The sequence below is a fragment of the Candidatus Stygibacter australis genome (genome assembly GCA_030765845.1).
Lineage (GTDB): Bacteria > Cloacimonadota > Cloacimonadia > Cloacimonadales > TCS61 > Stygibacter > Stygibacter australis.
In genome coordinates, this window is sequence record JAVCDJ010000203.1 from 78790 (window position 1) to 93603 (window position 14814).

11 protein-coding genes are annotated in these 14814 nt (G+C 40.6%); 3 read left to right on the plus strand and 8 right to left on the minus strand.

Translation table 11 applies throughout. The features are described 5' to 3' along the window. The first annotated feature begins 4 nt into the window (after positions 1–4). Genes RAO94_10415 through RAO94_10425 form a run of 3 tightly spaced genes read left to right on the plus strand, consistent with a single transcriptional unit; the run spans position 5 to position 3987 of the window. The gene (locus RAO94_10415; protein ID MDP8322751.1) at positions 5–2416 is read left to right on the plus strand and encodes an ABC transporter permease; all 2412 of its coding nucleotides are present in this window, start codon (positions 5–7) and stop codon (positions 2414–2416) included. Between the two features lie 40 nt (positions 2417–2456). Further along, entirely contained in the window at positions 2457–2726 is a 270-nt protein-coding gene (locus RAO94_10420; GenBank protein ID MDP8322752.1) for a hypothetical protein, read from the plus strand. Positions 2727–2742: 16 nt separating this feature from the next. Then, positions 2743–3987 carry a TolC family protein gene (locus tag RAO94_10425; GenBank protein MDP8322753.1) on the plus strand — a complete coding sequence of 415 codons (1245 nt, stop codon included), beginning with the start codon at positions 2743–2745 and terminating at the stop codon, positions 3985–3987. Positions 3988–4011: 24 nt separating this feature from the next. On the opposite strand, the gene RAO94_10430 is transcribed toward RAO94_10425, so the two are convergent. From RAO94_10430 to RAO94_10465, 8 genes are all read right to left on the minus strand, one after another. Next, entirely contained in the window at positions 4012–4260 is a 249-nt protein-coding gene (locus RAO94_10430; protein MDP8322754.1) for a hypothetical protein, read from the minus strand. 68 nt (positions 4261–4328) lie between these two features. Beyond that, entirely contained in the window at positions 4329–5768 is a 1440-nt protein-coding gene (locus RAO94_10435; GenBank protein MDP8322755.1) for a TldD/PmbA family protein, read from the minus strand. Positions 5769–5782: 14 nt separating this feature from the next. Then, positions 5783–7114 carry a metallopeptidase TldD-related protein gene (locus RAO94_10440; GenBank protein MDP8322756.1) on the minus strand — a complete coding sequence of 444 codons (1332 nt, stop codon included), beginning with the start codon at positions 7112–7114 and terminating at the stop codon, positions 5783–5785. Positions 7115–7116: 2 nt separating this feature from the next. Then, positions 7117–7860, minus strand: coding sequence for a TetR/AcrR family transcriptional regulator (locus tag RAO94_10445; protein MDP8322757.1), 744 nt, complete (start codon positions 7858–7860; stop codon positions 7117–7119). A gap of 370 nt (positions 7861–8230) precedes the next feature. Next, a complete protein-coding gene (locus tag RAO94_10450) occupies positions 8231–9292 on the minus strand; it encodes a HigA family addiction module antitoxin (GenBank protein ID MDP8322758.1) in 1062 nt (353 codons plus the stop codon). Continuing rightward, a complete protein-coding gene (locus RAO94_10455) occupies positions 9282–9605 on the minus strand; it encodes a hypothetical protein (protein ID MDP8322759.1) in 324 nt (107 codons plus the stop codon). Before RAO94_10455 ends, RAO94_10450 begins: the two co-directional genes overlap by 11 nt. A 159-nt stretch (positions 9606–9764) precedes the next feature. Next, positions 9765–12056: an ABC transporter permease subunit gene (locus tag RAO94_10460; GenBank protein MDP8322760.1), complete on the minus strand. Its 2292-nt coding sequence runs from the start codon at positions 12054–12056 to the stop codon at positions 9765–9767. A 13-nt stretch (positions 12057–12069) separates the two neighbouring features. Continuing rightward, positions 12070–14520, minus strand: coding sequence for an extracellular solute-binding protein (locus RAO94_10465; GenBank protein ID MDP8322761.1), 2451 nt, complete (start codon positions 14518–14520; stop codon positions 12070–12072). Positions 14521–14814 lie beyond the last annotated feature (294 nt).

Genomic DNA, 14814 nt, shown 5'->3' on the forward strand with positions numbered 1-14814 from the left:
CACAATGTTTAAAAATCACCTGCTCTCAGCTTTCAGGCACATCAAAAAGAATAAAAGTTTTGTGCTGATCAATATTCTGGGGCTTTCCATAGGTATGGCAGTATGCCTGCTCATCATGCAATATGTGAGTTATGAAAACAGCTATGACCGCTTTCATGACGATTTTGAAAATATTTACAGAGTGCAATTCAATATTTATAGAAATGGCAATTTGCAGGTGGAATGTGCTGCAGCTGTTCCAGCAGTAGGTCCCGCTATGAAAGATAATTTCCCCGAAGTTCTGGAATTTTGCCGGGCATTTCCCATTGATGGCATTGTTTCCACACCTGAAAAAAGCTTTCGGGAAAGAAAGATGCAGATCGCTGACCCGTCTTTTATTACATTGCTTTCATTCCCGCTGATTGCCGGTGATCCAGAAACTGCTCTCAGTGCCACCAATACATGCGTGATCACTCAAGAAGCAGCAACAAGATTTTTTGGTAATGAAAATCCCATTGGCAAAACGGTTAAGTTTTCTCATCGGGATCTTGAGATCACTGGTGTTCTTGCTGATATTCCCGCAAATTCACACATCAAGTTCAGCTTCCTGATCTCTTATCAAACTCTTATTGACTGGACTGGTGATGATGCTGAAACCGCCTGGGGATGGTATGATTTCAATACTTACGTAAAGCTTGCACCCGGAACGGATTATATTGAGTTCAATAAAAAGTTTGATAGTTGGCTCACTGAAAAGTTCCAGGAACGGTGGGAAAAGTATAATAGTAGAAATGAATTTCCTCTCCAACCGCTGCAAAGCATACATCTCCACTCTGATCTGCTTCAGGAATCTGAACCTGATGAAAATGGAAATGCCACATCAATAAAGTTTCTCACAATTATTGCCTTTTTTATTCTATTCATTGCCTGGGTAAATTATATCAATCTGGCAACTGCCAGAGCTGTAGATCGCAGTCGTGAAGTTGGCATTCGCAAAGTCGTGGGTGCTTCCAGAAAACAGCTCATTCAGCAGTTTTTGCTGGAATCGGTAATCCTTAATCTCATTTCTGCGATAATTGCATTTGTACTCGTGGAAATATTTCTGCCTGCTTACAGGCAATTTACAGGTGTTCCCCTTACCTTGAAATTACTCTCAGATCTCAATATCTGGTTATATCTCACTGGGCTCTTCATCTTCGGAACTTATATCTCAGGTTTATATCCTGCCTTTATCTTATCAGCATTTCCTCCTGCAACGATCATCAAAGGTACTATTACCGGCAAAAGCAGAGATAATTACATCCGCTCTGCACTCGTGATATTCCAGTTCATTATCTCTTTCTCTCTCATATCAGGGATCATTGTAGTATATCAACAGCTTGATTTTATGCGAAGCAAAGATATCGGCTTTGATCTTGATAATACTTTCGTGCTCAAAGCTCCCGGCAACTATGAAAGTGATTCGCTTTTTACCGAACAGTTTTACGCCTTCAAAGATGAGATCACAAAATATCCCTTCGTGAAGTCATTTACCACTTCCACAAACGTACCCGGTGATGAAATATTCTGGGGAAACGGCAGCAGGGCATTCGAGCAATCGGAAGATAAAAATGCCGTCATGTACATCGCAGGTATAGATGATCAATTCATCCCCACATTTGATATCAAACTCATTGCCGGCAGAAACTTTGATCGTGAAATTGCCTCTGATGATTCTGCTGTGGTTATCAATAGAGCCGCCGTGGATCGTTTTGAATTTATATCTCCTGAAAATTCTATTGGGAAAAGAATACATCTGGGACGCAGGGATGTCACGGTGGTCGGCGTGATCGATAACTTCAATCAGATGTCTTTGAAAACATCCGTTATTCCGCTTTCATTTCCTTATTATGATTTCCTCGAAAGCTATTATTCTTTCAAGTTTAACTCAGAAGATATCTCTCAGTATATTAAGGTAATCAAAAAAGAATGGGACACGTTTTTCCCCGGCAATCCTTATGATTATTTCTTTCTCGACGAGTTCTATGACCGTCAGTATAAAAAGGATATCCAGTTTGGCAGCGTCTTTGGTGTATTTACATTTATAGCCATATTTATCGCTCTTCTCGGTCTGTTGGCACTTTCCATATTTGATAATGTCAGGCGCAATAAAGAAATCGGTATCCGCAAAGCAATTGGTGCTTCTTCAAGTGATATAGTTATCCTACTCGTCAAAAATATGATCAAAAAGATCATCCTGGCTATCATTATAGCCGTCCCCGTTATCTGGTATCTGATGGATAAATGGCTCAGCACTTATGCTTACCGCATAAAGATCAATCCCCTCGTTTTTCTCATCGCTGCCGTCATTACCATAATTGTTGCCCTGGGTACTATTCTCATCCATTCCCTCCGTTCGGCAAACCGTAACCCGTCTGAGATACTGAAATATGAATAAGTCTAAAAAAAACGATTCACTACAATAAAAGGAGTTAATCATGAGAGAAATATCACTTTCTATCCCCACCCTGGAAGCCGAACAAAATGTGGAAATTGATGTCCGCATCAATGGCAGAAAGAAAACACTGAAATACAGAGTTGAGATCATCCACTGGGAAGATGAAAACCCGGATACAGAACAAAAAGTTACTACTCTGAGACATTACATCAAGGAGTATGATAAAGACTGGGAACTTATCCAGATCGGTGCTCCCGAAACTGATCGTATCCCGCTCATGTTCAGATCCAAAAATTCTAAAAAAGATTAAATACTCAGGAAATATTATGCAAAAAAAGTTTATTATTTTCATTATAGTTACGCTAATTGCCCTCTTTTGCCAGGCACAGCAGTATTCTCTGGAGCAATTCATCACTATTGCCCTGCAAAATTCTTATGATGGTCAGTTTGCTGATACAAATCTCAAAGATGCTTCCGGCAGACTGCGCAGCAGCTACTATGAACTTCTCCCCTCAGCATCTATCAACCTTTATAAATCCAGCTATCTGGATAATGAACCACAGGAATGGTCTAATTCAGCGATGATAACTCTGGAAAAATCTCTCTACCTTAATGACCCTACCTTCTTTAGCATTATTTCCGATAATTATGACCGGCAAAATGCTGAACTGGCATTGGATCACACCGTAAAATCCATTGCTTATACTGTGTTTGATTTATATCTGAGTGTTCTACAAAATCAGACTGTGCTCGTTATTCAGCAGCAAAATCTATTGCTCCAGCAAAAAATCCATCAGCAGACCAATATCCTCTATGAAAACGGCAAAAAATCATTGCTCGATCTCAGGCAAAGCGAGATCTATCTCATTGATTATGATATTGCTGTAAAGGATGCTGAAATTGCCTTGATCAATTCCCGTAACTCACTCTTTAATTATCTGAATATTGATGATAATGGCTCTGGGCTTGCTGTTCCGGAATTTGATACTGAATCCAGACCCGGTGAATTCTCACAAAATCTTATGATCAAACAAAAAAATAATAGTATCAATAAAACAAAAGCATCTCTCATCCATCAAAAGCTCAGTTTTCTTCCTGATCTGTCGCTCAGTTATACCCTTTATCAGAATAATGACGATGGCTGTTTTACCACTGATGATTATTACAGATATTCCAATACGCTCTCACTTACCGCTTCCTGGAATATCTTCAATTTGCTGCAGAAAAACGAAGCTCATGCTATCACCAGACGCTCTCTCAATCTGCTGCAGCTTGATCTGGATATTTACCGCAGACAACTGGAAAACAATCTTCAGGTACTCAATCAGGAGCTTGAAAATCTTGAATCCACCCGGAATTTATATCAGCAGAAACTTGATCTTGCTCAGCAGAATCTAAATATGGCGCAACAGCAATATCAGCTTGGAACCATTGACTTGATCGGTCTCGATAGAAACAGACTTGATCTCCAAAATGCCCAGCTCTCATATAATACCCGATATTACAACCTGATCCGCAAACAGCAGGAAATCAATCTCCTTCTCTCCCACCAGATACTCGGCAAATGGTGAAACCAGATATTGAATATTAAAAATTTATAAATTGATCTTACTCACCTCCGAGTTCGGTCTCCGGCAGCTTCCAACTGCCGGTTTTTTTTGTACATCATCCACTCCACTAAGCAGGAGTTTTGGCTGGTACTCCTGACAAGACTTCTGGCGACCATTATTACCACTAAACTGCCGCCCAGAAATCCTATCCTGAGTACGGTTCATCCCGATGTATCGGGACTGACTTAGATAGGGCGCGATTAGCATATTGTCCACCCTGTCCATTTCGTCCATCCCCCCCCCCCCAAAAAAAAAGAACCGGAGCTTTTCAGCTCCGGTTCAGGAGAATTCCTAGAGAAAAATCAAGCTTTCACGTTGACCACGATATTCCGGAATCTAGCTGGAGCTACACCATGTGAGAGGTGCATTCCCTGCCCAGGTTCACCTTTTCCGCAGTGGAATGTGCCGTGCATTTCCCATTCTTCGGGTCCGCAGATGCGGTCACAGGCATTCCAGAATTCTGGAGTAATGCCAAAATATGTAGGTTCTTTGACTATTCCAGTAATTTCACCGTTTTCAATTTTCCAACCGATTTCTGTGCTGAACTGGAAGTTGTTACGGTTATCATCAATACTCCAGGTTTTGGTATGATCCACGAGGTATCCATGTTCAGTATCAGCAATGAGATCTTTGAGTGATCCCTTACCGGGTGCCAGGCAGAAATTAGTCATTCTCACCAGAGGGATATCATCAGCGAAGCTTGCTACCATATTTGACGAAGGTTGAAGGTTCAAAAGGGGAGCAATTTCACGTGAAGTTTGCTGGTCAACCAGAATCCCATCTTTGATGATGTCACAGCGTCTGGCTGGGATACCTTCATCATCTACCGGATGATAGCCCATACCACGCTTATCAGTACTGTCAGAATATATATTTACGATGGGAGAACCATACTGGAAAGTACCCAGCATCTTTGGTTTGATAAATGTTTTTCCGGCATAAGAGATCTCTTTTCCGAAGATGCGGTCAGCTTCTGTGGCATGTCCCACGGATTCATGAAGCTGAAGAGCTAAATGTCCACCACCGATGATGATGTCAGCGCGTTCTTCTTCTATGCGGGGAGCGTCCAACAGTTGGATGGCTTCTTCGATAATGATTTGAGTATTTTTTTCCATCTCAAGATTACGTAATACTTCAAATCCTCCCCGACGACCATTCATGTGTCCCGGGAAAGTACGGCACATGGTTTCTTTGCCGTTACTGGCAAGCACATACATGGTTGGCAGAGTATCATAAACCAGGGTATCCACAAAAGTGCCTTCGGTATTGGCATAAACCTTATACTGACGATAGAAAGACACATAAGTATAAGAAAAAACAATCTTCTTATCCAGTGTAAGTTTTGTGGCAATACTTTCCATAAGGTTAAGTTTGGTTTGATCATCCATCAGGAAGGGGTCTTCTTCGGGCTGATAGATATAACTTGCCTGCACTGCTTTAGAAGGGGTATATTTGATCTTCTGGTTACGGAATTTTGCTCCGAGCTTTGCATTTGTAACTGCAAGTTTTATAGTTTTATCTATCTCGCTAGTATTCAGGATATCAGTTCCGGCAAAACCCCAGCAACCATCAATCAGCACGCGAACACCAATAGCCTGAGCGTCCATCGCTCTGCCATAATACTTCAAACTGCCTTTCTGGAAATAGATGGTTTCATCATCAGTGGATGTATAGCGGACGTCAGCGAAAGTAACGCCCATTGCCTTTGTTTTGTTGAGTATATCATTTACTAATTTTTTCATAATTTTCTCCCTCCTTAGATGGTTCCGGTTGACGATGTGATGTTAAATGAGCTGATTGTCACATGCGGCATGCGATAACTGTCGATTCCAAAGTGTCCATAATTCTGGGAAAATGGAATTGTGACCGCTTTATTTTCTATCTCAGTGATATTTTCAATGATGCGCACTATCTTTTCTGTGAAACGGAGATTATTGATCACCTTGGTGATCTTGCCATCTTCGATGAGGAATGTGCCGTCACGGGTGAGACCGGTAACTGAAGTTTCTTTAGGATTAATGAAATTCATGTAGTGCAAAGAAGAAACATAAATTCCTTTCTTAATGCCGGCTATCATCTCAGCGAGTGTTTTATCTCCAGTATCCATAATAAGCGCAGATGCTTCGGAGCCGGTTTCTTTCATTTTGAGTTTATGAGCATAATAATTACTGACCATAAAGTTACGGAACACACCATTTTCAATGATCTTAAGATTTTCATAAGGATGCCCGGAATTTGTGTAATCAAACTGCATCATATCAGGATGTTGAGGATTATCGGTAATGCTGACATTCTCCGGGAATAGTTTTTGGTCGAGTTTGCCTTCAAAAAAGCTGTTTTTGCTGTCCAGGCTGCGAGCAGAAACGCTGTTCATCAGATACATGAAATATTCTGCAATACAGCGGGGTGCAAGAACCACGGGGTATTTGCCAGGTTCCAGATCCACAATTTCATTATTTCCGGCTTCAGCCTTTTTCACCAGGCTGTCTCGGAAATCAGGCAGGTCAAAGCTCTTAAAATTTTCACCACCGAATGTCTCCAGTACGGTAACTTCTGTTTTCTGGTTAACAGCCTTCACTTCCAGGGCAATTGGTGAATTCATTTCATGTTTATCCACGCCATTGCTGTTTACTATGTAAAGGTCATTGTAATTACAGATAAAAGTACCATAGATCTTATAATCAAAGGGTGCTACTGCCTTGGCAAGTTGCTGCAGGATTTCGATCTTTTTCTCCAGATCTACTGTCTCTCTGTTATCAGGCTTTGGCTTTTCAGCAGTCTTGTTGATATTAGCTTCGATATCTACGTAGTCAGGGTCTTCAGGCAGATCATCAATGAATTTTACTACTTCATTGATCTTTTCACGCAGAGCTTCTTCGGTGGGATTATCAAGGGAGAAGTCATAATACCTTTTGCCCTTGTGGACTGTGGCGCTCAGAGCCAATGAGCTTTTGGAAATATTATAATTGGTTTGACTCTGATAAAATCTCAAAAAGTCCGTATGCCATTTTCTGAGATGGAATTGAAACTTGAGATCAGTGAATTCGTTACAGATGTTTACCAGTTTTTCTTTAAATTTTAAGATCATATTTACTCCTCATTTTCTTCTGCTTCTGGCAGATATTTAAATTTGATTATTTTCTCTGGCTGGGATGAAATTCCACGGAGATAAAAATTTAGAAAGTAATAAAAATACTCATGAGCAAATTTCTTTTTCTCAGCTTCTGTTTTATGCTCTGCATTATTCCAGATGGCATTATGGGTGATAGCTCTCAGGCAATGGATAAATTGACTGTAAACTATTTCCGGCTGGATGTCAGGATTGATGCTGCCATCTTCAATGCCCTGCGTAAAAGCTGAAAGATGCTTGATATTTGCTTCCTTATTGATATTGATAAATTTATTGACTACTTTTTCTTCCACTTTGTCATATTCAATACCACGATAATCAAAATATTGCACCAGAAGCAGCATTTGAGGATTCTCTTCAAAAAACTCAAAGTATGCTGTTCCCAGTGCCTTGATCTTATCTATTCCGGTTTCGGCATTATCCATTGATTCTTCTATGAATATGCGGCGCTTTTCTAATCCACGGCAATAAACCTCTAAATATAATTCTCCTTTGCCAGTTATGTATGAATACAGGGTCTTCTTAGTGTAATCCGCTGCCCTGGCAATATCACCGAGTGTAACATTCTCATATCCCCGTTCATAGAAAAGCTGCTCTGATACATCTATTATCAGTTCTCTGCGCAACTGATATTCGCGCTCTTTTCGGTTTACTTTCATAGCTGCTAATTTCTTTGTGCTACGAAACCTGATGTCTTCCGACATCAGTATATCTGGTACGTCTCTCGTTCCACGTCTGGGTGAAATTCTTAGTCATCACAATCCTCCTAACAAATTTAACAATTAAAACCACATCTATTACACTCATGGTGTAAATAACTAAAACGGGGTTTTCTTGTCAAATCTTTTTTTTGTCACTAAGTTAATTGTGCACCGCCGGGTATTTCCAGGTGGGGTGCAGTTAACGACCGTTTTCAAACCATCTCTGGTAGGGGGTGTTCTTTATCAGGGTAATTGCAGCGAATTTGATAAAATCGTTAACACCGTTCACTGTGTTAACCATGTCCAAAAGGATCTTCAACTTTTTTAGAATTTTATGTCAAATTTGTCAAAACTGTTAAAAGTTCTTCTAATTTTAACCCAGTCTAAACTTTACTCTTAGATCATGAAATTGATTGAAATCAATTATTTTATCATGCATGAGTCGACCTACAATAATACCTTTGTGTATTTTGATCTCATTTGAGAATTCTTCTATACTTTGTCGTGATACACCAGGTGATATAAATTTAGAATATTCATTTTCAGGGATCAATGTGCTTTTAGCAAAATTATCAGCTTCTATTTCCATTTCAGAATTTACATCAGGAATATCAATAAATGTCCCTTTTTTATAATGTCCAAAGTAAATATGCCCGATTTCATGAAAGAGACTAAACCAGAATATGTCAGAATATTTTCCTTTCAGGCTTAACTGAAGCATTATTTTATCAGGAGAAATCCATTTAATAGCACCATTTACATGGGTTTGGGAAATATGAGGAACAATGGCTAAAGCTATACCACAATCAGCAAGTAGATGAGTGAGTGTATCTATAGTTTCTTCAAGAGGTTTTAGTGTAAGTTTTCTAATCTCAGGAATAGCTTTTTTAAGTTTTGATTTCAAATACCTGTCAGTTTGTACTTCCTGAGCTGCGATTTCTCCTTTTCTTAGCCAAGTTGCTAAAGCATATTCTGAAGAAGTGTATTTTTCTGATTTTCTGAATGCTATGGGAATCAACAGAGGAGTGTAATTAAGGTTTGCTATCCCAAAGAAAGCCCGTAGATTATCTATTTTCTTTTTAATTGCTCGCGTTTTTTCCACCCAGCCAAATTTTGCAATTTCAGCATAATTGATTGAATTAGCAATTTCCTTCTCCTTTTCATCAATTAGCAGGTGATTTGATCTTGTTACTGCTTCTTGATATGAAGCCTCTAATCCCACCCAGAAAGATGCAGGTAATCCTAATACACACTCTAATTTTAGAGCGGTTTCAATTGTTATAGGAGATTTACCATTTATGATCTCGTTTAAGTGCTTAGTGGACATTCCAAGCCTTAGAGACAATTCTTTTTGCGTCATATCCCATATTTCTATCTGTTCCAATAGAGTTGCGCCTGGTGGCACTGGGATAGGGGCTACCTTTCTATTTGCCATGATAATCCTCCATTTTTACTATACTAACAAATACTACTTCATTTATATCTTTATTTTCAGATTCAAAAACAGGTTTAATTATCATCCTCAATGGATGCTCCAGATCTAAAGCATATTTTCCTTTTAAATTACCCGTTAACGAGTGACATCGTCCTACTTTACATTTTACCATCGTACCAAGATCAGAAATATTACTTAGCTCATTATAACGCTGAATAATAAGTCTTGCATTCCTATTACCGTATTCTATTGTTAATTTACGGGCATCTGATATGACTTTCTTCAGCTTTCTGTCCAGAATCTGTATCTTCACACCTCACTCCTTGATCAAAAACATAATTATTTCATGACAGATAACTGTCAATAAAATTAACCTGACAGGTTAATGATTTAACAAATAAAATTTCATGATATAATGTTATCTCAATAATATTTATGTAATTACGAGCTTCTGATTATTTTTTTAACTGAACTATTTCTCTGTAGGAACCACTATCCCCCTGATAATGATATTCTGGAAGAATACAAATACGACAAATGTAGGGATAGAAGCAACAACCAGGGCAGCAAACCCTACTCCGGCACTTGTGCGCTGCATCATTTGATAGATATTCACCATCATCGTCCACATGGATTTATCCTGGCAGACAATAAAGGCGAACATAAAATTGCGGTAGGCAGCATTAAAGGCACTGAGTGCTATCACAGCCATAATGGGTTTGGAGAGGCTCATGGCAATGCGCCAGAATATCGTCCACTCACTGGCACCATCTATGGTGGCAGATTCAAAAAGTTCTTTTGGCAGTGAGTCAAAGAAGCCTTTGAGCAGGAAGATGAAATATCCGTCGGCGAGTCCGGGCAGGATAAGTGCCCAGAAGGTGTTCAGCATCCCGAACTTTTTCATGATCAAAAAGTTAGGAATACCCATCACCATTGCCGGGAATGCCATGGTCAGCATCAAAACAAGGATGATCTTATAAGTAGCAGGCAGTTTATAACGGCTCATGGCGTAGGCAGCCAGAGGATTGACAATCAGTGCGGAGATGATCGCCAGCAGACAGTAAATAACGGTATTGAGCATGGCTCTGCCATTATATAGCATCTCGTCCAGCACCATCACATAATTACGCCTGGTGAATTCCCAGAAGATACTTGTTTTGTGTTCTTTATAAATAGAATAGTCTATCTGGTAATGATCAATAGGCACTTCGCTGAAATCCCGCCAGCTCAAATGCCAGGCCTGGTTCAAAAGCTTCACATGCCCATATTTATAGGTAAGATAGCTGAGCCATCTGCCTTCCTCATCAGGGGTCAGTTCCAGAAAGCGGTTTGACGTATAATTTTGCACAAAACTAAGCCAGTCCCTTTGATAATTACCGTTTTCCGGTATTTTGCGGGGCGGATAGATGAATATTTCCTGCTCATAATTTGTGTTATACTCGGTATTGAAGCTTGCCAGATCAAGCGAGCCGTCTGTGCCCGGATGCAGTTCGCGCATATAGGTTAAGAACTGCTGCTGACTTAAGGGCTTTAGTCTGATAGACCGCGAATCAGCTTCCTGGCGCACAAACCAGCTCCAGTCAAATTCCTTAGCCAGATTGAATTTCGGATTGGTCAAGGGCAGCTCAATTTCCTTGAATTCATTATATCCCCGCTCAAAAGTGGTATTCAAATCTTCTATATCACCATATTTCTTTGCCAGCCATCTGCGGTAATCAAGCTCAACTGAGGTAACTTTCAGCCATTGCGGCTGAGCCATATTTTCAATGAAAAATGTATAATCAACAGGCAATGCCCCGCTGCGTGGCAATTCTGCAGGAATCGTGATAGAGCTGAACTGCGAATAATCAGTTTTCCAGGTCTTATTCAGCAGGCTGATATCATCATATTTTTCTTGAACAAAATCCTGCCAGGCTCCCAACGCTTCAGGCAATAATTGAATATGGTGGATATTCAAGCGCTGCTTCACATAGTTAACCCAGAATGGCTGCAAAGTGCCATCAGGTATCGTTTCAGCCAGCTTGATCTCTTCCCAGTTCATAAAATTAGTCTGTAAACTGTCATTTATTAACCGGATCTCATTCTTGAAAAGCGGACGTAATTCAGAATTAATAAAATTACCATCCAGACTTACATATACTCTTTGCCATAACGGCAGATCATGCCTGAAATCACTATATTCAGTCAAAAAGCCGGTATAATCACCATTAAAATTTCTGCCTGTTATCCCTGTTTCTTCCAGTCGTACCTCATCCCAATTGAGCGTGGAAGTTTCATAGAGCTCATTCAAGCGGTTAAGACTGCTTCCGGTTTTCTTTTTCATATAATTACGGAATTTCCGCTCATTGCGTGGATATATCCCTCTGCCATACTGTTCCGAGATATAATAATCAAAAATATCATGTCTTTGATGATTTTCATTCAGAAATTCAAACCAGTCGTCATGAACCTGCGGTATCAGTTTTGCCGGAGGATCAAGCAATGTGAAACTGAGAGCACGGTTTTTATATTGCTCAGCCATCCTGTCGCCCAGTTCATCCATTCTGGCTTCAATATATTTGCGATACAGCATCTCATCATCAAAAAAGAATTGCGGATAAATCGAGAAGGTCTGGGCGTCAACATTGCTTTTAAATGAAGCAGATATCATCACCATAAAAGGATAGATCATTGTGACGGCTCCCAGCAGCAGCACGATATGTATTATCAGACTCAAAATTCTTACTTTTAAGGTTTTGCGTCCCACTTTTCCTATAATTGGCATATCATATATCCTTTTATTCAGCAGAAGCTGTCTTAAATTCCATTTTATTAAGCCTGCGCAATTGGATTACCGTAAAGCCCATCATCATCATACCCAGCATCCATGCCATCGTGGTAGCAACGCCAAATTTGAGAAAGAGATATGCTTTTTCAAAGATCAGCAGATTCGCCACCCGCGTAGCTTCATTAGGACCTCCAAAGGTCATTACCAGGATAAACCCGCTTTGCTGACTGGATGCTATGAAAGCAGCAATGAACTGGATAATGATCAGAGCTTTCAGATTAGGGACCACGATGTAGCGTATCTTATGAAAGAAGTTTGCCCCGTCAATATCGGCAGCTTCATAATTTTCATCCGGGATTCCCTTGAGCGCTGCCAGATAGATCAGGCAGCCAGGTCCCACACCTGCCCACACTGTGGGTAATATGCAGCAGAGCATTGCCAGGTTTTCATCCCGTATCCAGCGGCTTTTTTCCATACCCAGCGCCATCAGTATCTGATTAAGTCCACCAGCATCAGACGGGTCGTAGAGCAGTTTCCATAGATAGATCACGATCACTCCGCTGATCACTGCCGGCAGGTAATAAATAACACGATAAACCAGTTTTCCATGCGATACTTCCTGCAGCAGAATAGCCAGAATAATTGGAGGGAAGAATCCCAGGGAGAGTGATAATGCCATGTAATACAAAGTTTTTCCAAGAGATGACCACCACACTGTGTCAAACAGCACATCCGCAAAATTCTGCAAACCGATGAATTGACTGTCTCCCACGATCTGATAATCCTGAAATGCCATTACAGAGCCCATCAGCATAGGCACATATTTCCATAATATGATCGAGCCTAAGGCAGGAACTATCATCATCCACGCCCAGAAATAACTCTTTTTCTTCAGATTGGATCTATTATTGACCAGAGTCTTGGGTGTGAATATCTTCCAGACTTTGATCAGTGCAACTGCAAAAGCCAGGAAAATGAAAACCGCCACCAGAAATGCGATACTATTACGTTTTTTGCGTTCGGCATCGCTTACTTTCCCGATCATTTTCTCATTAGTCCGCTGCACACCACCATCAAGTATACTTTTGATATTCTCCCGTTTTTCCTCTCTGGTTTCACCCAGTTCGCCTTCCCGCTCCATTGAGATACAGGTCTCAATGGGATAGGTCATGAAATAATATATTTTCTGGCAATTATGCCCATAAGGCTCAGGATTTCCATTGGCAACGGCTTCTTCAAAGGTTTCCAGCCAGCCCGGAGGTACGTATTTCAAGTATTCATCATAGCCGTAACGCTGAAGATAAATAGGGTTCTGCATCTTGCCATAACCGGCTTCTATCATCACCTTCATTCTGATCTGACGCGCTTCTTCGGAATCATAAAACCAGATATAATTCCAGGCAGCTTCCTTCACTTTTTGCGGATCACGATCACCCAACCCGGCATTATTGGTCTCTCCAGCTTGAGAAAAAATCCCCATCATGCGAGAATTTATCTCTGACCCCCGCTCTCCTGTGGGTCCATAAGGTGGAGGAGCAGCACCATATAGATTAGGATCTATCTGTCCTCCCAGATTGCGCTGATCCATATACATCATCCGCATCCCTATCTTGCCTTCATCCCACATCCTGCCCCAGTCTCCTTCGCGGATCACAAAGCCTTCCTGATTATTACCTTCAGCATCTATCCAGGGAGTAGTGATAAGATCCAGATAAAATTCCATGGCATCCACGCCAGCTTCACTATTAAAAGCTGCATACCATTCTTCTGTATATGGATCCTGCTGCACTGCCTTGCCACCGGCTGACCACAGATAGGTTATCCAGTCATAAGCCATTTCCGGACCACTGGCAAGAAACAAGCCATATACACCTTCAGAGGGGATAGTGAGCCTGCGTGCATAATCAAGCAGTTCTTCCCAGTTCCGGGGTGGCTGCTCAGGATCAATGCCAGCCTTGTGAAAAAGGTCTTTGCGATACATCAGCACCCGCACCAGAGTTTCATAGGGAAGACACCACACATGCTCCTGGGACTCTCCAACTTTTTTCCGCTTGATCACGGGCATCACTGGCTTTTCTATGCGATAATCTATTTCCTGCTGGCTTTGAAGTGCCAGAAATTTATCCATGGGATATAAAAAGTCATTCTCTATATAAGTGTCAGACTGCCGGAAATTTACATAGATCACATCAGGAGATACTCCTCCTGCAATTGCCATCAAGGGACCGGCATCCAATTCCATATTCTCGATCTGAATTCCCGAAAATGAACGCAGTTCTATCCCGGGATATTTTTTCTTAAATGCCTTGATCACTTCCATGTCTGCTCGATTAAAAGCATCAGTAGCTTTCGGATCAGGAAGTGAAAATACTTTTAAGATGACTTTCTCTTCGCCATGCAGACTTGTTATTATAAGGATAAATATTAAAAAAAGTAAAATCTTCCGAGCTATTTTTTTCAATCAATACTCCTGAAATCTATTTAAACCCTTTACGAAGTAAATTCTATTTCCGGTCAAGAAATTTCCCCCTTGCCAGAAAGATCATCAGCAACTAAGTTAGATGTGCATCGCTGGTGTACCCACAAGTGAGGCGCAAATAACGACCTCTATCAAGCGATTACTGAATAGAAAATATCATCTCATCAGCCTATGATAACCAGTTTTCTTCCCAAAATGTTAAAAACCGATAAAATCATAGAGTATCAATACACATGTTATAGTATAATAATAATGAATTATAAGCTCAAAACACTA